This is a genomic window from Thiothrix fructosivorans, from assembly GCF_017349355.1.
Taxonomy (GTDB): Bacteria; Pseudomonadota; Gammaproteobacteria; order Thiotrichales; family Thiotrichaceae; genus Thiothrix; species Thiothrix fructosivorans.
The window spans coordinates 235068-253922 of the sequence record NZ_JAFMPM010000005.1; the positions used below are offsets into that span (position 1 = coordinate 235068).

Here is an 18855-nt window from a genome sequence, read left to right on the forward strand (position 1 = left end):
GATATTATGGAAAAAGTTAAGGTTATTTTCATTTGCATGGGCAACATTTGTCGCTCTCCCACTGCACAGGGCGTGTTTGAGCGTTTGGTGCATTCGCAAGGGTTGACGGAGCGTATCTTGATCGATTCGGCGGGGACACACGCTTACCATATCGGTAAAGCGCCCGATTTACGTTCACAGGTAGCCGCAAAAGGGCGTGGTTTGGATTTGTCAAAGCAACGCGCTCGTAAGGTGACTATCGCTGATATTGAAGAATTCGACTACGTGTTGGCAATGGATCGCACGAATTTAGATGATTTGCAGGATATGGTGACGGCAGCGCAACGTGAGCGTGTGCGGCTGTTCATGGAATTTGCCGAACGTTGGAATGTCGATGAAGTACCCGACCCCTATTACGGTGGAAATAGCGGCTTTGAACGCGTACTCGACATGGTAGAGGATGCGGCGGCAGGCTTATTAGCCCATATCCGCCGCACCCATCTTTAAGTCAGCGACTTTTTAAGTCACTCAGGTTCGGTGTGCATCCAGGATGGACGCCGTTTTATTGGCGCAACAGGTGCAGGTGCTGCTTCGGGTATTGCAGCGATGGCTTCGGCTACTTCTGCTATCTCCGCTTGCACGTTTACCGCAGGGGTTGCAGGTACAGGTGTAGGCTCTGGTGATGCAACAGATGCTGGTGCAGGTTCTACGACCACGGGTGCGGGTTGCGCTTTCACCTCAACAATGACTTCAGCAACTGGTGCTGGTGCAACTTCAGTGGCAGCGACTTCAACAACCGGTGCTGTAACCACTTCAACGACTGGCGCTGCTGGGGCAACAACTGGCGCTGCAACCGCCATTTCAACAACTGGAGCAACGGCAACGATTGGTGCAGGTTCTGCGGGCTGCTGTACCCGTGCTCGTGGCGGTCTGCGTTCTTGTGGCTCTTCCGTTTCGGGTGGGGAAACTAGAATGACCACTGGAGTCGGTCTGGTTTCTGCTCGTGACGGTTGGCGCTCGTAACGGGGTTGTGCCGGTTGCGCTGCGGTCAGGTCGATAATGAACGGTTCTAAGTTTTCAGGCGGTGGCGGTTCTAGCTCCATCGCTGCTGGGCGCGGTGGGCGCTGTTGGCGGTTTTGGCTACCGCGTGGGCGACGTGTGCGACCACGGCGTTCACGCGGGCCGCGTGGTTGGGTGTCGTTGCTGCCAGTTACGTTGTCGTCAGTTTCCATATCATCATCGCCTGCCTCTACTGCGTCCAGCATATCGTCATCGTTGTGCTGCTCTGCTGTGTCGGCGTAGCTCGGCTGCTGCACAGGGTTGCGCGGTGGACGCTGTGTAGTTTCCAATACTGGGTCGCTGTCGTCGGGAGGGGCTGCATTGCCGTTAGCTTCATCCGTAGCGGGGCGATTATTGCGTTGATCACGACGCGAGCGGTCACGGCGATTTTGGGATTGTTGCCCATTCTCGCGGTTGTTGTCGCGTGGTTCACGCGGCTCACGTTGTTCGCGCGGTGCGGCTAACACGATTTCCACAGGTGTTTGATCATCGTTTTGTACCAAAACGGCTGGTTCTTGTTCCTGCTGTCTTGGTGGACGTTGTTCGCGGGGTGGACGACGGTTTTGGTTAGGTTCGCCAACTGCCGTATTATCGCGTTCATTGCGGTTACGGTTGTTACGGCGTTCGTTGTCGTTACGCTCATTGCCGTTACGGTCGTTATCGTTACCGCGTGGCTCGTTGTTGGCGTTACGTTCGTTACCCCGTTGCTGCTCAGTGCGTTCTCCGCCGTTACGGTTTTGGTTCTGGCGGTTTTGACGGTTGTCTGGCGTGTTGCGGTTACGGGATTCGTCTGTTGCAGGGCGTTCGGTATCAGGTGCAACGTCGCTTTTGCCGTTATTACGGTTGCGGTTGTTGCGCTGGTCGTTACGTTGTTCGCCGCCACGGTCGTTGCGATCATTGCGCCGTTCATTGCGCCGTTCATTGCGTTGCTGCTGTTCGCCGCGTTTTTGTTGCGCGGGGGCAGCGGCTTCCACTTTGCTTTCGGCTTCTTCCGCTGCTTTATCCACACTGGGGTTATTGCCGAATAAACTGCCGAAAATACGCCGCATTAGCCCAGGCCCTTTAATCGGCTCAGGGGCTGGTGTGGCAGATACAACGGCTTGCTCAGGTGCTTGATTGCGTGCGTTTTGCGGCGCAGGCGTGCTGGGCATCACATTGGTGACGGCTGCTTCAACGGGTGCTTGTGCATGGCTAGCATCTTGTTGGATGGTTTCTTCCAACACAGGTGGTGCAGGAATGTACAGGTAGCTGCTTTGGCCTTCTTCGTCTTCGAGGTTGTCGTTGCGGATACGGCTAATGTCGTAATGCGGTGTTTCCATGTACGGGTTGGGAATGATGGTTAGCTCAACATTGCGCCGCGCTTGGATGTCGGTGATGGCTTGACGCTTTTCATTTAACAAAAACGTAGCAACGGCAACTGGCAGACGGGCAATGACTTTACCGGTCATTTCCTTCATCGCTTCTTCTTCAACCAGACGCAGGATGGAGAGTGCCATCGAATCGGTGCTGCGAATGTGACCGTGACCGGTACAACGCGGGCAAACGATTTGGCTGGATTCACCCAGCGATGGGCGCAGGCGTTGGCGCGACATTTCTAGCAAACCAAAGCGGGAAATACGCCCGACTTGTACGCGTGCACGGTCAAGTTTCATGGCATCGCGCAAGCGTTTTTCAACTTCGCGCTGGTGTTTGCTGGGCAACATGTCGATAAAGTCGATTACGACCAAGCCGCCCAAATCACGCAAGCGCAATTGACGGGCGATTTCATCCGCCGCTTCCAAATTGGTGTTGAGTGCGGTTTCCTCGATGTCATGCCCTTTGGTGGCACGCGCGGAGTTGATGTCGATGGAAATCAGCGCTTCAGTATGGTCAATGACAATTGCACCGCCGGAAGGCAATGAAACGGTACGCTGGTAAGCGGTTTCGATCTGATTTTCGACCTGAAAACGGCTGAACAGTGGCGTGCCATCGGTGTATTGCTTGAGCTTGCGGATATTGTGCGGCATGACTGCCTGCATGAAATCCCGCGCTTGCTTGAAGACTTTTTCGTTGTCGATGACGATCTCACCAATGTCACGGCGGAAATAGTCACGCAGGGCGCGGATAATGACATTGCTTTCCTGATACAGCAGCGTTGGACCTTTGTGCTGGCTGTAGGCTTGCTGGATGGCATTCCACAAGGTTTTCAGGTAGTCCAAATCCCACGACAATTCTTCGGCATCGCGTTCGATACCCGCAGTGCGCACGATTACGCCCATGTTGTCGGGAATGTCTAATTCGTTGAGGGTTTGCTTGATTTGCTGGCGGTCATCGCCTTCGATGCGGCGCGACACGCCACCCGCTTTGGGGTTGTTGGGCATCAGCACCAAGTAACGTCCGGCAAGGCTCAGGTAGGTGGTCAGGGCAGCACCCTTGTTGCCACGCTCTTCCTTATCGACTTGCACCAGAATTTCCATACCTTCACGCATCACGTCCTTAACAGTAGGACGACCTGTGTACTTGGCATTGGGGTTGTAAAATTCAGGCGCAACTTCGCGAAATGACAGGAAGCCGTGGCGTTGTGCGCCATAGTTAACGAAAACCGCCTCTAAGCTAGGCTCGACGCGGGTAATGACACCTTTGTAAATGTTGGCTTTTTTCTGAGCACGGAGGGAATGTTCAATATCGAGGTCATACAAGCGCTGCCCGTCAACCATCGCAACGCGGATTTCTTCCGGTTGGGTCGCATTAATTAGAATACGTTTCATGTACTACATAAACCTTGGTTATGCAGTCATTGTTACCTGTTTGTTTCAGGCGGGGTCGATTATTTTATTTCGAGTAATATCAAAGCATTAGAAGTATTCTCTTCGCTAAGCTTATGGATTAACCTTAAATCGGGCCTACCTTCAGAAAGAATCGTTCGGTCATTACGGGTCATGGGAGTGCCTCATAAGGGCGGGCGCATGAATGTTGTAAACCGCTGGCGCATTCTTGCAACAGACATCAAGCAACAAGTACTGCTGTTAATGTCACACCTGCTTGCTTGCTTTTTAATCTGCATAACAGGCGTTGGGTGGTGGGGGTACGGACTCTTGTTATCCTGTTTGCCCCAGCACAAATTCTGCGGGAATGTTCTGACCGCTAGAATTTGTGATTGAATCCATCAGGCATGGGTCATATCATCGTGTTCTGATTTGATCGAACCCATTGTGTCAGGTTTGCACCTTAACGTTTGCCTGTTGCGAATATATCAATTCGGTTAATTATATTCAATTTGCATTTAAATTTAGTTGGTATGTTTTTTCACTATGGCAGTCGAATACTACACAGTTACTGAAAATGAAGATGGTCAGCGCATTGATAATTTCCTGATCCGTCATCTCAAGCAGCTTCCCAAGAGTGCTTTGTATCGAATTTTACGCAAAGGCGAAGTGCGCGTGGATAAAAAACGCGTCAAGCCAGAAAAAAAATTGGTGCTCGGTGAAATTATCCGTATTCCACCGATCAAAATGGAGGCTGAAATTAATCCGCCCGATAAACCCGCTATTGCTTCAGAGTCCCTGTTAGCCGTATTGGAAGCGGCGGTGTTGAAAGAAGATGAGCAATTGATCTTTATCAACAAGCCTTCCGGTCTGCCTGTACACGGCGGCAGCGGTTATAAATTGGGTTTGATCGAGGCCTTCCGCCAGTTGCGCCCGAATTTGCCTTATATCGAATTGGCGCATCGCATCGACCGCGACACCAGTGGTGTGGTGATTCTCGCCAAATCGCGCCAAGCCTTGACCGAATTGCACACACTTTTCCGCGATGGCAAGATCGACAAGCGTTACAAAGCCTTGGTGGCAGGGCGTTGGAAGCACGGTCGCCAACACATCACGATGGATTTGAGCCAAGAAGAAGGTTCGCGCCAGAAGGTGCAAGTAGTGGAGGAGGGTGAAGGCAAAGTCTCCGAAACCATTTTTTCATCGCTGAAGAATTTGCACGGTGCCTCTTTGCTCGAAGCGCAAATTCTCACCGGGCGGATGCACCAAATCCGTGTGCAATTGCAGAACTTAGGGCATCCGATTTTAGGCGACGATCGCTATGGTGATTTTGCCCTCAATCGTAAGTTTCGTGAAATGGGGTTGAAGCGCCTATTTTTGCATTCAGCTCGTGTCGATTTTACTTTGCGTGCGACGGGGCGACGCTACGAGATAGAAGCACCGTTGCCTGATGATCTGAAAGAAGTGCTAATCAATATTAAAATCAATGCAGTAGAACGTTAAATGAAACCTTATTCCCTGCTGATTTTTGATTGGGATGGCACGCTGATGGATTCAGCGGCGCATATTACGCAGTGTATGCGCAATGCTATCGCGGTGGTCGGAGCAGAGCGCCGTTCTGATACCGAAATCCGCCATATTATCGGGTTGGGGTTGGATGAAGCGATTCAACACCTTTACCCAGAGCAGCCGTTAAGCCAGATTCGTGACATTGCCGATGAATACCGCCAAGAATTTTTGGTGCGCACTAAGCATGGTAGCGAATTGTTCAGCGGTGCCCGCGAAACACTGCATACCTTGGCGGCGCAAGGCTACACGCTAGCCGTCGCCACAGGCAAATCGCGGCGCGGTTTGGATAAGGTGTTGGATGAAACAGGACTGCGTGAATTGTTTCCGATTACACGCTGTGCGGATGAAACCCGTTCCAAACCCCATCCACAAATGTTGGAAGAAATTTTGACAGATTGTGATACTGCCAAGCATGATGCGTTAATGATCGGCGATAGTATATATGATTTGCAGATGGCGCAGGCTATCGGGATGGCTTCACTGGCTGTCAGTTACGGCGTGCATGACCTCAATCAATTGCGGCAACATCACCCGCTGGGTCATGTGGATGACGTGACACACATTCCTGGCTGGTTAGCCACACAAACCACCAAACAAGGTTAAACGTTCATGATTCCAGAAGAAACACAAGCCATTCAAGCCCTGAAAGACGTGGCGATGGAAGGCATCAAAGAGCAACGCAGGGCGCGGCGTTGGGGTATATTTTTTAAGCTATTTTTTGTCGCGTACCTGCTGATTGGCTTGTTTGCTTTGCTCGGTTCAGGGGCATCCAATAGCAAATTGGCATTAGACGGGGATATTACCGCCGTTGTGGATATTAATGGCGTGATTATGGATGGCGCAGAAGCCAGCGGCGATCTGATCATCCCCGCGCTCAAAGAAGCGTTTGAACACGAAAAAACCAAAGGGGTGATTTTACGCATCAATAGCCCCGGTGGTAGCCCTGTGCAATCTGGCATTATTAATGATGAAATCAGACGCTTGAAGGCGGCTCATAAAGAGATTCCTGTGTATGCTGTGGTGTCTGATTTATGTGCTTCTGGCGGTTATTATATCGCGGTAGCGGCGGATAAGATTTACGCGGACAAAGCCAGTATTGTCGGGTCGATTGGGGTGCGTATGGATAATTTCGGCGCCGTTGGCTTAATGGAAAAACTGGGTGTTGAACGGCGTTTGTATACGGCTGGGGCAAACAAGGGGATGCTTGATCCGTTCTTGCCCGAAAACGCAACGCAGGTAGCGCACGTCAACAATATGCTGAACACCACGCATCAGCAATTCATCAATGTGGTCAAGGAAGGGCGCGGAGAGCGTTTGCAGAATAACCCCGATATTTTCTCCGGCTTATTTTGGACAGGTGAAGATGCCATCAAACTGGGTTTGATTGATGGCTTGGGGAGCGATGCTTACGTGGCACGCGAGCTGATCAAAGCCGAAGAGATGGTGAATTTCACCACTGAGAAAGACTTGCTGCAACGCTTGAGCGAAAGAGTCGAAACATCCGCTAAAGCGTTGATGTCAATGGACGCTACGCCCCGTACTGTGCTGCGCTAATGGACGCGTTGCTACACGCAGTCGCCAAGGCAGTGCGAGCCAAAGGCTGGATGTTAGCAACCGCAGAATCGTGTACCGGTGGTTGGATTGCCAAGCTGTGTACCGATTTAGCGGGCAGTTCTGTGTGGTTTGAGCGCGGTTTTGTCACCTACAGCAACGCAGCCAAGCAGGATATGTTGGGCGTGCAAGCAACAACGTTGGCGCAATACGGCGCGGTGAGTGAATCGGTGACGGCGGAAATGGCGGCGGGGGCATTACAGCATTCCCGTGCGCAAGTGGCGGTATCGGTTAGCGGCATTGCAGGGCCTGGCGGTGGCACAGCGACTAAACCCGTTGGTACAGTGTGTTTCGGCTGGGCGGTGCAGGGTGGGGAAGTACGTACCGCCACCCGCACGTTTGAGGGTGATCGGGAGGCGGTACGTTATCAAGCCGTGCAATACGCGCTCAGTGGCGTATTGCAGGCACTGACTTAGACTTTCTCGCGCACGTAAGTACCCGGTGCGTCACCGAGAACGGCTAACTTGCCAGCACCGGGGATACGCGCATCCACTTCGGTGTCGGAGAAGGTCGCTACCCAGCTATTCCAATCATGCCACCAAGACAGGTCGACCTTGTTGGCAGCAAACAACCAATCATCGGCATCATCACACAGCGTTTCATTGATCCAGTGACCGTATTTGTTAGCGGCGGCGGGGTTGACGATGCCTGCAATGTGACCAGATTGTCCTAATACAAAGCGCACTGGTCCAGAGAATAGTTTCGCGCCTTGATAGGTGCTGCGCCACGGGGCAATGTGGTCATCATGGGTGGAAACGAAATACGCAGGGGTATCAATCTTGCCCAAATCAATTGGTGTGCCAGACAGCGTAATGCAGTTGGGTTGGCTCAAGCAGTTATTCAAATACATATTGCGCAGGTAGAAACTGTGCATTGCCGCAGGCATCCGCGTGCTGTCAGAGTTCCAATATAACAGGTCAAACGGCATGGGGTCATTGCCTAGCAAGTACAGGTTCACAAAGAATGACCAGATGAGGTCGTTGGAACGCAGCATATTGAACGCCGCCCCCATGTCTTTGCCATCCAGATAACCTTGCTTGTCCATGCGTTTTTCCAGCGAGCTAATTTGTTCATCGCTCAGGAATACGCCGATTTCACCGGGGTCGGCAAAGTCCAGCAAGGTGGTGAAGAACGTAGCACTTTTGACACGCTCATCGCCGTTGGCTTTCATGTAAGCGAGCGTGGCAGCGGTCAGCGTGCCACCGAGGCAGTAGCCGATCACGTTCAGGTCGCGTTCGCCAGTGGCTGCTTCGACCGCATCCATCGCCGCGATAGCCGCCTGCATGTAGTCTTCAAAGTTCAGGTCACGGTGCTGCGTGTCGGGGTTGACCCACGAAATCATGAAAACGGTGTTGCCTTGCGCCACTGACCACTTCACGAAGGAATTCTTTTCGCGCAAATCGAGGATGTAATACTTGTTGATCCACGGTGGTACGATCAACACAGGGCGTTGGCGCACTTTAGCGGTAGTCGGGGTGTATTGGATCAGTTCCAGCAATTCGTTCTTGAACACGACTTTGCCGGGAGTGGTGGCAATGTCACGACCCAGTTCAAATGCCTTCATGTCGGTCATGCGGATGCGCAGTTGCCCGTCTTGGAAGTCATCCAGCAGGTTTTCCATACCCTTGACGAGGTTTTCGCCATTGGTTTCCACAATGGTTTGCCACACTTGTGGGTTGGTGTGCGAATAGTTGTTGGGCGCAAGTGCGTCAATCATGCTATTGATGAAAAACTCAGCTTTTTTCGCATCCTGTTCGGATAAGCCACCCGCAGTTTGCGCTAGGGTGCGCCAGTAGGTCGACATATTCAGGTAAGACTGGAGCAGCACTTCAGTGAACTGGTGTTCTTGCCATGCAGGGTGTTTGAAACGTTTGTCGGTAATCGCAGGCACGCCCGGTGATAAATTTCCGAAGCCTAGTACGCGAGCGGTACTGTGTTGCCATAATTTGGTCTGGCTGGTAAGCAGTGCCAGATTGGCTTCCATGAGCGCTGTCGGGTGCAATAATAAGTTAACGCCCCATTTAGCAACAGCCGTGGCGAAACTGTTATCGCCTTGTTCAGCATCTTTGCCCTGTTTGCTGGCAGCATCGCTCATCATGCGGGTAACAAAGCGTTGCCAGAGGAGCATGGCGCGGGTGATGTTCGTTTGTAATTGCACGGGGTCAACCGTGTGCTTCGGTGTTGGTACTGGCTGTTGCATAAATAAGGGCTTCCACTTGTCTGGACTGGTGATATTCATAGGTATGTCACAATAGCTAGTTTATGGGGCGATTGTCGATAGTTTTCTTGCTGCAACGCAACATTTCGTTATTTCCTGAAAATAACCGCTTTCATCTTCCATGATTGGCTTGCTGCTCCCCATTATGGAATAATCCCCGCTTTCACCACCTGAACCCAAGAATTTACCATTAAAGGAGTGTCCGCATGGACGAGAACAAAAAGAAAGCCCTCGCCGCCGCCTTAGGTCAGATCGAACGCCAATACGGCAAAGGTGCTGTGATGCGCATGGGCGACTCTAGTGCGTCGCGCGATATTGAAGCCATTTCCACCGGCTCATTGGGGCTGGATATTGCCCTCGGTATTGGCGGCTTGCCGAAGGGACGAGTCGTTGAAATTTACGGCCCAGAATCTTCCGGCAAAACCACGCTGACCCTACAAGTTATCGCTGAATGCCAGAAATTGGGCGGCACGGCTGCGTTTGTAGATGCTGAGCACGCACTTGATCCGATTTACGCGCAAAAACTCGGCGTTAATGTCGATGACTTGCTGGTTTCGCAGCCGGATAACGGTGAGCAAGCCTTGGAAATCACCGATATGCTGGTACGTTCCGGCGCAGTTGACATCGTGGTGGTTGACTCGGTAGCCGCATTGACCCCCAAAGCGGAAATCGAAGGCGATATGGGTGATTCCCACGTTGGTTTGCAAGCGCGTTTGATGTCACAAGCGTTGCGTAAGTTGACGGGGAATATCAAGCGTTCCAACACGATGGTGATTTTCATCAACCAAATTCGCATGAAAATCGGTGTGATGTTCGGCAACCCTGAAACCACCACGGGTGGTAATGCACTGAAATTCTACGCTTCCGTGCGTCTCGATATTCGCCGTATTGGCGCGATTAAGAAGGGCGATGAAATCACCGGCTCTGAAACCCGTGTCAAAGTCGTTAAAAACAAGGTCGCGCCGCCGTTCAAACAAGCTGAATTTGAAATCCTCTATGGCGAAGGTATTTCCCGTGAAGGCGAGTTGGTTGATCTGGGCGCAAAGCAAGGGCTGATCGGCAAAGCAGGCGCGTGGTACAGTTACAAAGGTGACAAAATTGGTCAAGGCAAGGACAATGCCCGCAATTACCTGAAGGAACACCCCGCTGCGGCAGCCGAAATCGAAAAGGCTATCCGCGAAGCTGCTTTCAGCACACCGGGTTTTGCGGCTGCGATTGCTGATGATGCCGCGAGCGATGATGTTGACGACATCGTTTGATGGCTAGTGTGCGGGAATGCGAAGCGGTGGCGGTGCGTTTGTTGGCACAACGTGAGCATTCCCGCTTTGAATTGGCGCAAAAAGTCCGCCAACGTTTGGAATGTGATAACGTCACGCTTGATCAAGTGCTGGACAAGTTGCAAGAAATGGGGTATCTCGATGATGCCCGTTATGCGGCTGCTTTTATCCGTTCGTCTGTCTCGCGGGGGCGCGGGCCACAGCGGATTAGCTATGAATTACGTGAGCATGGCGTGGATACAGCCATTGCGTCACACGCATTGGCGGAAGCCGATGTGGATTGGCATGAATTAGCCGTTGAACAACGGCACAAAAAATTTGGCGGGGAAATCCCGGCGGATTACAAGGAACGCGCCCGGCAGTCTCGATTTCTCGCTGGGCGCGGTTTTTATACCGATGCGATTAAAGCTGCTTTCCAATGAATACTGCTGAACTCAGACAACATTTTCTCGATTTTTTTGCCAGCAAAGGGCATGAAATCATCGCTTCCAGCTCTTTAGTGCCGGGTAATGACCCGACCTTGCTGTTTACTAACGCTGGCATGGTGCAGTTCAAGGATGTGTTCCTTGGCATGGACAAACGCGCCTACAACCGTGCCACAACCTCGCAACGTTGCGTGCGGGCAGGCGGTAAACACAATGACTTGGAAAACGTCGGCTACACGGCGCGTCACCACACGTTTTTTGAAATGCTCGGCAACTTCAGCTTTGGCGATTATTTCAAGGAAGATGCGATCAAGTATGCGTGGGAATTCCTCACTGAAACCTTGAAGCTGCCGAAGGGCAAGCTGTGGGTCACGGTGTATGCGGAAGATGACGAAGCCTACAACATTTGGTCGCAAAAAATGGGTGTACCGACGGATCGGATTACCCGCATTGGTGACAATAAGGGGGCGCGTTACGCTTCCGACAACTTCTGGCAAATGGGTGACACTGGACCCTGTGGCCCTTGCACCGAAATTTTCTACGACCACGGCGAGCACATCTGGGGTGGCCCACCAGGTACGCCCGAAGAAGATGGCGACCGTTACATCGAAATTTGGAATTTGGTGTTCATGCAGTATGAACGCACCAAAGATGGCACGATGAATTTGCTACCCAAGCCGTCAGTCGATACCGGCATGGGGATAGAGCGTCTGGCGGCGGTGATGCAGGGCGTACACAGCAACTACGAAATCGACTTGTTCCAAACTTTGTTGAGCAAGGGCGCAGCACTGGCGAAAGACGCAGATTTGAATAATCCGTCGCTGAAAGTGATTGCTGACCATATCCGTTCATGCGCCTTCTTGATTGTGGATGGGGTGTTGCCGTCGAATGAAGGGCGTGGCTATGTATTGCGCCGGATTATTCGCCGCGCTATCCGTCACGGTTACAAGTTGGGTATGGAAGCACCATTTTTCCACAAGCTGGTTCAGCCGCTGGTGGATGAAATGGGTAAAGCCTACCCCGAACTGGCAAAAGCCCAACCGCAAGTCGAACTGGCACTGGAAAAAGAAGAACGCCGCTTCGCCGAAACGCTGGAACATGGCATGAAAGTGCTGGAAGAGGCGATTGCAGGCATGTCCGGCGACACCATTGATGGCGACACCGTGTTCAAGCTCTACGACACTTACGGTTTCCCCGTGGATTTGACGGGTGACATTGCGCGTGAACGTAATCTCAAGCTGGATGAAACAGGTTTTGAGACAGCCATGAATGCTCAGCGTGAACGCGCGCGTGCTGCGGGTAAATTTGGTGCGGATTACGGCGATAAGCTGGACGTTACGGACGAAACCGGTTTCCACGGTTATGGTACGTTGGCGGAAACTGCTCGTGTTACTGCATTGTTCCGCCAAGGTATGGCGGTTGAGCGTTTGCAAGCGGGTGATGACGCGCAAATCGTCCTAGATCACACCCCGTTCTATGCCGAATCCGGTGGTCAGGTGGGTGATACCGGCGTATTGCGCACGGATACTGCCGTGTTCCGCGTGACCGATACTCGCAAGCAAGGCAAAACGTTCATTCACGTCGGTACGCTAGAATCGGGTGAATTGGCAGTGCAGAGCAATGTGACAGCGGAAGTGGATGCGGCACGTCGTCAAGCCATTATCCTCAACCATTCCGCCACGCATTTGATGCACGCCGCCTTGCGCCAAGTATTGGGCGAGCACGTTGAGCAGAAAGGTTCGCAAGTGACCCCAGAGCGGTTGCGTTTCGACTTTTCCCAACCAGATGCCGTTACGCCAGAACAGCTTGCCGAAGTAGAAGCCATCGTTAACCGTGAAATTCGTGACAATGCCGCGACGTTGGCGCAAGTCATGAGCATGGATGATGCCAAGAAATCCGGCGCAATGGCATTGTTCGGCGAGAAATACGGCGACGAAGTGCGCGTTTTGAAAATTGGTTTTTCCACGGAATTATGCGGTGGTTGCCATGTCAATCGCACGGGCGATATTGGTCTGTTCAAGATCGTCAGCGAAGGCGGGGTTGCGGCGGGTATTCGGCGTATCGAGGCGGTGACAGGCGCAAACGCGCTGGCATGGCTGAGTGATGTCACCAGTCGTTTGGATAATGTGGCGCGTTTACTCAAGTCCAATCCCGTGGAAGTGGCGGACAAGCTCGACACCATGCTGCAAAAGAACCGTGCGTTGGAAAAGGAACTGGAACAGCTCAAAGGCAAAATGGCATCGCAAGCGGGTTCTAGCCTTGCTGATCAAGCGGTAGAAATCGGTGGAATACGCGTGTTGGCGGCGAATCTGGAAGGTGCCGATCCCAAATCATTGCGTGACACCGTTGACCAGTTGAAAAACAAGTTGGGGAAAGCGGTAGTGATTCTCGCGGCGGTGGCTGATGGTAAAGTGAGCTTGGTCGCGGGTGTTACTAAAGACGAAACGGCTAAAGTTAAAGCTGGTGATTTGCTGGGCTTTGTGGCGGGTAAAATCGGCGGTAAAGGCGGTGGTCGCCCTGACATGGCACAAGGCGGCGGCACAGACGTGGCGGCATTGCCCGCAGCACTGGCAGCGGTAGCTGCTTGGGTTGCCGAGCGGGTTTAATTTTTAAAGTGTTTTGAAGGTAAACAGTAAACAATGGCACTGATCGTACAGAAATACGGCGGTACATCGGTTGGCACACCTGAGCGTATCGAAGCGGTGGCTGATCGGGTAATCCGATGGAAACAACAGGGCAATGATGTCATCGTGGTGGTTTCCGCGATGTCGGGTGAAACCAATAAGCTGGTGGCGCTCATCAATGCGATTAACCCCCAAGGTTCAGAGCGTGAAAAAGACGCGATTCTGTCCACGGGCGAACAGGTCACGATTGGTCTGTTGGCGATGGCGTTGGAGAAGAAAGGTCAACCCGCACGTTCTTATACGGGGGCGCAAGTCCGCATTCTGACCGATGACGCGCACACTAAAGCGCGTATCCGTGACATTGATGCTGAACCGATTCGCAAAGATTTGGCAGAAGGTCGTGTGGTTGTGGTGGCGGGTTTCCAAGGCGTGACCGCAGACGGCAGCATTACCACCTTAGGGCGTGGTGGTTCGGATACCACTGGCGTAGCACTTGCCGTTGCGCTGAAGGCGGACGAATGCCAGATTTACACTGACGTGGACGGGGTGTATACCACCGACCCGCGTGTTGAACCCAAAGCCCGCCACATTCCGCGCCTGACGCTGGAAGAAATGCTGGAAATGGCTAGCCAAGGCTCGAAGGTGCTACAAATTCGTTCGGTTGAATTTGCTTATAAATATGATATGCCTATCCGCGTGTTGTCCAGTTTCGATGAATTTGGTCAAGGTAAAAGCACGCTGGTCACTCGTGAGGAAGAAGTAATGGAAGAAGTATCCGTCCGTGGTATTGCGTTCAACCGCGACGAAGCCCAATTAACAGTCACTGGCGTACCGGATCGCCCGGGCGTGGCGTACCAGATTCTGGGGCCGATTTCCGATGCCAATATCGAAGTCGACATGATCGTGCAGAACATTGGTTCGGATAGCACCACTGATTTCACGTTCACCGTTCACAAGAACGATTACACCAAGGCCAAAGCGATTCTGTGTAAAACAGGCGAGGCTTTGGGTGCAAAGCAATGCACGGGCGATGAAAACATTGCCAAGGTCGCTATTGTGGGCGCGGGAATGCGTTCTCATGCAGGTGTTGCGAGCAAAATGTTTAAGACGCTAGCAGATGAAGGCATCAATATCCGCATGATTTCCACCTCAGAAATCAAAGTGGCGGTAGTGGTCGATGAAAAATATCTGGAATTGGCGGTGCGCGTATTGCATCAATCCTTCGGATTAGCACAAATAGCTTAATCATTCCACACCTTTTTGGTGAAAAAACCCACTGCGCAGAGTCTGTTGCAGTGGGTTTTTTTTATCCAAATATGAACATGTTAGGTTGGTTTGTTAATCCTTGTTGTGTAAATCATACATTGGTAAAAATACAACGAAGGTCAAAAATAGGTTAAGTTTCAGTTAAGTGCCAATATGGGATTGTTGACGCTACCAACGACTGTCGATGATGCTTTAGGGGTATCACGGGGATTTTGGGATACATAAATGCAGCAATATGGAGATTATGCGATATGTTGATTCTGACACGGAGAGTGGGAGAAACTCTCATGATTGGGGATAATATCAGTGTGACGGTCTTAGGGGTAAAGGGCAACCAAGTGCGCTTGGGTATTAATGCACCGAAAGACGTTGCAGTACACCGTGAAGAAATCTTTGAACGCATCCGTCATGAACACCTTGATACGGTGACGATCGAAGAAAATGTGAATTAGGGCTTTACGTAAACACGAATTGAAGGTATTCTTCGCGCCTTCATTCACTGAATGATCTATTGGAGAGGTGGCCGAGAGGCCGAAGGCGCTCCCCTGCTAAGGGAGTATGGGCCAAAAGCCCATCGCGGGTTCGAATCCCGCCCTCTCCGCCATATTTTAAAAAGCCCTGACAGGTTAAGTTCTGTGAGGGCTTTTTTGTATTAATTTACATCATCGCACTAATCAAGCCCCATGATACGTATTACCGAATTGCGCCTGCCTCTGGAATACCCTGCTGATTTCTTGCCGATTGCCATTGCTGAACGCTTGGGCATTACGACCGCTGAGTTGCTGGATTTTACCGTATTCAAACGGGGTTACGATGCGCGTAAGCGTGATGGCATTGTGTTGGTCTATACCATCGACGCGACGGTGCGGGATGATGCCGCGATACTGGCGAAGTTTCCGGTTGATCCGCATGTCAAAATTGCCCCCGATACCACGTACCGTTTTGTGGCACATCTGCAAGAAGCACCTGATTTACGCCCTGTGATTGTCGGGTTTGGGCCGTGCGGTTTAATGGCGGGTTTGGTGTTGGCACAAATGGGTTTCCGCCCGATTATTTTGGAACGTGGCAAAAAAGTCCGCGAACGCACCAAAGATACGTGGGCATTGTGGCGCAAGAACCAGCTTGACCCCGAATCCAACGTGCAATTCGGCGAAGGTGGCGCGGGGACATTTTCTGACGGCAAGCTCTACAGCCAAATCAAAGACCCGAAACATTACGGGCGCAAAGTCCTCAACGAATTCGTCAAAGCAGGCGCACCCGAAGAAATTCTCTACGTCAGCAAGCCGCACATCGGCACGTTCCGCTTGGTGAAAATGGTAGAAAACATGCGTGCCCAAATCGAAGCCTTGGGCGGCGAAATCCGTTTCCAGCAACAAGTCACCAATGTATTGATCGAAGACGGACACATACGCGGCCTTACGCTGGCAACGGGTCAACAACTGCGCACTGATCACGTTATCCTCGCATTGGGGCATAGTGCCCGCGATACTTTCAAAATGTTGCACGAACGCGGTGTGTTCATGGAACAAAAGCCGTTTTCAATCGGTTTCCGCATCGAGCACCCGCAAGCGCTGATTGATCAGGCACGTTTCGGCAAACACGCAGGCAACCCCTTGCTGGGCGCGGCAGATTACAAACTGGTGCATCACGCCAAAAACGGACGTGACGTGTACAGCTTTTGCATGTGTCCGGGCGGGCAAGTCGTGGCCGCCACCTCCGAAGTAGGGCGCGTCGTCACCAATGGCATGAGCCAATATTCCCGCGCCGAACGTAATGCCAATGCGGGCATCGTGGTTGGCATCACCCCGTCAGATTACCCCGGCAATCCGCTGGCAGGTATGGAGTTCCAGCGCCAATGGGAATCCCGCGCGTATGAATTGGGTGGCGGGGATTATTCAGCACCGGGGCAATTGGTTGGCGACTTCATCAAAGGCATTGCCTCCACGCAATTAGGTTCGGTCGAGCCATCCTACCAACCCGGTGTACACCTGACCGATTTGGCTACTAGCTTGCCGACGTATGCGATTGAAGCGATTCGCGAAGCGCTGCCTGCATTCGAGCGCCAAATCAAAGGTTTCTCGATGTACGACGCAGTGCTGACGGGCGTGGAAACGCGCACCTCGTCGCCGTTGCGCATGACGCGTGGTGAAGATTTGCAAAGCCTAAACGTTAAAGGGCTTTTTCCGGCTGGTGAAGGTGCGGGGTATGCTGGGGGTATTCTCTCGGCGGGCGTGGATGGTATCCGTGTCGCTGAGGCACTGGCTACCCAAATGATGGAGGCTCAGCATGACCGGAATCATCCGCACCACTTGGCATAACGCCGAGGTATTAAGTAATCAGCATTGGACTGATCGCCTACTAACGTTGCACATCAAAACCGCGCCAATGCCGTTCGTGGCGGGTCAGTTTGTCACCTTGCGTTTGCCCGTCACTACCGAGGGTGTAACTGAGTTGGTGGCAAAATCCTATTCCTTGATCAATGCGCCGGACGAAGCCGCGCTGGAAATTTTCTACAATATCGTTCCCAACGGTAAACTGTCCAATGCATTGGCACGCTTGCAGCCGGGCGATAGCCTTGAAATTTCCCAGCCTGCTAAAGGCTTTTTCGTGCTGGATGAAATCCCCGCCGTACCCAATCTGTGGATGATTGCTACCGGAACGGGATTGGGTCCGTATCTTTCCATCCTCCAAACCGCACAACCGTGGCAACGTTTCCAGAAAATCGTGCTGGTACATGGCACGCCATTGGTGAACGAACTCGCTTATGCCGAGCTGATTCAAACACTCGCCGCCGCTCACCCTGAGCAATTCCGCTTCATTTCGTGTGTTACCCGCGAAGTTAATCCGCACGGCTTGGAAGGGCGTATTACCACTAGCCTCGAATCCGGCGCGTTGGAACAAGTGGCGGGTACGAGTATCAGTGCCACTGACACGCATGTGATGCTGTGCGGCAATCACAATATGCTCAATGATATGAAAGCATTGCTGGGAAAACGGGGAATGCAGCGTCATTTGCGCCACAAGCCGGGGCATATCACCACCGAGCAGTATTTTTAAAGTCGTAATCTGTCAGCAAGCACTGTAAAATCAGCCGCTTCTATGGTTGGGGTTACGGACAAACAACAGATATGAACCCAGATTTTCTTGATTTTGAACAGCCTATCGCCGAATTACAGGCGAAAATTGAAGAACTGCGTTACGTGGGTGACGCGGAAATTAACCTGAGCGAAGAAATTGGCAAGCTGGAAGAAAAAGCCGCTTCGTTGACGCGTTCGATCTTTTCTAAACTGACACCGCGCCAGATTTCGCAGCTTGCACGTCACCCTAAACGTCCGTATACGCTCGACTTGATCCGCTATTTGTTTACGGATTTCAAGGAATTGCATGGTGATCGTGCCTTTGCGGATGACAAGGCGATTATCGGCGGCATGGCACGTTTCCGTGGTCAATCGGTGATGGTGATCGGTCATCAGAAAGGGCGTGATACCAACGAAAACATCAAGCGCAATTTCGGGATGCCGCGCCCAGAAGGGTATCGCAAAGCACTGCGCCTGATGCACATGGCGGAAAAATTCCAACTGCCGATTATTACGTTTATCGACACGCCGGGCGCATACCCCGGTATCGGTGCGGAAGAGCGCGGGCAAAGCGAGGCGATTGCGCGTAATTTGTACGAAATGGCGAAATTGCGTACCCCGATTATTTGTACTGTCGTCGGCGAAGGCGGTTCGGGTGGCGCGTTAGCGATTGGCGTAGGCGACCGCGTGATGATGCTGCAATACGCCACGTACTCGGTGATTTCACCGGAAGGTTGCGCGTCCATCTTGTGGAAAAGCGCGGATAAAGCGGCAGATGCGGCGGATGCGATGGGCATTACTGCTGATCGTTTGAAATCGCTGGGGTTGATTGAGCAGATTATTCCTGAGCCGTTGGGCGGAGCGCATCGCGATATGGAAGCGGCAGCGCATAATATCGGCGAAGCGCTTGATACCAATTTGCGTAACTTGAAAGCCATGCCGCTCGATAAGCTGCTGGATAAGCGTTACCAGCGCATTATGGCGTTTGGGCAGTTCGAGGAGTAGG

Annotated in this window: 15 protein-coding genes and 1 tRNA gene; 14 read left to right on the top strand and 2 right to left on the bottom strand. The window is 52.2% G+C overall.

Annotated elements, in window-relative coordinates:
* Nucleotides 1-6: 6 nt before the first annotated feature.
* On the top strand, nucleotides 7-486 hold the full coding sequence (locus J1836_RS02220; RefSeq protein WP_207249258.1) for a low molecular weight protein-tyrosine-phosphatase: 480 nt from the start codon (nucleotides 7-9) through the stop codon (nucleotides 484-486).
* A gap of 17 nt (nucleotides 487-503) precedes the next feature.
* Here J1836_RS02220 and J1836_RS02225 read toward each other — a convergent pair whose 3' ends face one another.
* Complete coding sequence (locus tag J1836_RS02225) at nucleotides 504-3785, bottom strand: Rne/Rng family ribonuclease (protein ID WP_207249259.1); 3282 nt, start codon at nucleotides 3783-3785, stop codon at nucleotides 504-506.
* 543 nt (nucleotides 3786-4328) lie between these two features.
* Here J1836_RS02225 and J1836_RS02230 point away from each other — a divergent pair.
* From J1836_RS02230 to pncC, 4 genes are read left to right on the top strand one after another with little or no spacing between them, the layout of a single operon-like run.
* Nucleotides 4329-5285: an RluA family pseudouridine synthase gene (locus tag J1836_RS02230; RefSeq protein ID WP_207249260.1), complete on the top strand. Its 957-nt coding sequence runs from the start codon at nucleotides 4329-4331 to the stop codon at nucleotides 5283-5285.
* Nucleotides 5286-5954, top strand: coding sequence for an HAD-IA family hydrolase (locus tag J1836_RS02235; protein WP_207249261.1), 669 nt, complete (start codon nucleotides 5286-5288; stop codon nucleotides 5952-5954).
* Nucleotides 5955-5960: 6 nt separating this feature from the next.
* Nucleotides 5961-6905 carry a S49 family peptidase gene (locus tag J1836_RS02240; RefSeq protein WP_207249262.1) on the top strand — a complete coding sequence of 315 codons (945 nt, stop codon included), beginning with the start codon at nucleotides 5961-5963 and terminating at the stop codon, nucleotides 6903-6905.
* Nucleotides 6905-7378, top strand: a complete 474-nt coding sequence (gene pncC, locus J1836_RS02245; protein WP_207249263.1) for a nicotinamide-nucleotide amidase — start codon at nucleotides 6905-6907, stop codon at nucleotides 7376-7378. The genes J1836_RS02240 and pncC overlap by 1 nt, the downstream gene beginning before the upstream one ends.
* Here pncC and J1836_RS02250 read toward each other — a convergent pair.
* Nucleotides 7375-9201 carry a PHA/PHB synthase family protein gene (locus tag J1836_RS02250; protein WP_242632668.1) on the bottom strand — a complete coding sequence of 609 codons (1827 nt, stop codon included), beginning with the start codon at nucleotides 9199-9201 and terminating at the stop codon, nucleotides 7375-7377. The genes pncC and J1836_RS02250 overlap by 4 nt on opposite strands.
* Before the next feature lie 185 nt (nucleotides 9202-9386).
* Between J1836_RS02250 and recA the strand changes: the two genes are divergently transcribed.
* The 9 genes from recA to J1836_RS02295 all read left to right on the top strand — a co-directional run bounded on the left by recA (nucleotide 9387) and on the right by J1836_RS02295 (nucleotide 18854).
* Nucleotides 9387-10439: a recombinase RecA gene (gene recA, locus J1836_RS02255; RefSeq protein WP_207249264.1), complete on the top strand. Its 1053-nt coding sequence runs from the start codon at nucleotides 9387-9389 to the stop codon at nucleotides 10437-10439.
* Entirely contained in the window at nucleotides 10439-10879 is a 441-nt protein-coding gene (locus J1836_RS02260) for a regulatory protein RecX (protein WP_207249265.1), read from the top strand. Before recA ends, J1836_RS02260 begins: the two co-directional genes overlap by 1 nt.
* Nucleotides 10876-13488, top strand: a complete 2613-nt coding sequence (gene alaS, locus J1836_RS02265) for an alanine--tRNA ligase (protein ID WP_207249266.1) — start codon at nucleotides 10876-10878, stop codon at nucleotides 13486-13488. The genes J1836_RS02260 and alaS overlap by 4 nt, the downstream gene beginning before the upstream one ends.
* A gap of 33 nt (nucleotides 13489-13521) precedes the next feature.
* On the top strand, nucleotides 13522-14751 hold the full coding sequence (locus J1836_RS02270; RefSeq protein ID WP_207249267.1) for an aspartate kinase: 1230 nt from the start codon (nucleotides 13522-13524) through the stop codon (nucleotides 14749-14751).
* 272 nt (nucleotides 14752-15023) lie between these two features.
* Nucleotides 15024-15224 carry a carbon storage regulator CsrA gene (gene csrA / locus J1836_RS02275; protein ID WP_207249268.1) on the top strand — a complete coding sequence of 67 codons (201 nt, stop codon included), beginning with the start codon at nucleotides 15024-15026 and terminating at the stop codon, nucleotides 15222-15224.
* Between the two features lie 61 nt (nucleotides 15225-15285).
* A tRNA-Ser gene (locus J1836_RS02280) sits at nucleotides 15286-15376 on the top strand.
* A gap of 79 nt (nucleotides 15377-15455) precedes the next feature.
* The gene (locus J1836_RS02285; RefSeq protein WP_207249269.1) at nucleotides 15456-17090 is read left to right on the top strand and encodes an NAD(P)/FAD-dependent oxidoreductase; all 1635 of its coding nucleotides are present in this window, start codon (nucleotides 15456-15458) and stop codon (nucleotides 17088-17090) included.
* Nucleotides 17059-17829 carry a ferredoxin--NADP reductase gene (locus J1836_RS02290; protein ID WP_207249270.1) on the top strand — a complete coding sequence of 257 codons (771 nt, stop codon included), beginning with the start codon at nucleotides 17059-17061 and terminating at the stop codon, nucleotides 17827-17829. The genes J1836_RS02285 and J1836_RS02290 overlap by 32 nt, the downstream gene beginning before the upstream one ends.
* Nucleotides 17830-17900: 71 nt before the next feature.
* Nucleotides 17901-18854: an acetyl-CoA carboxylase carboxyltransferase subunit alpha gene (locus J1836_RS02295; protein ID WP_207249271.1), complete on the top strand. Its 954-nt coding sequence runs from the start codon at nucleotides 17901-17903 to the stop codon at nucleotides 18852-18854.
* Nucleotide 18855: the final 1 nt, after the last annotated feature.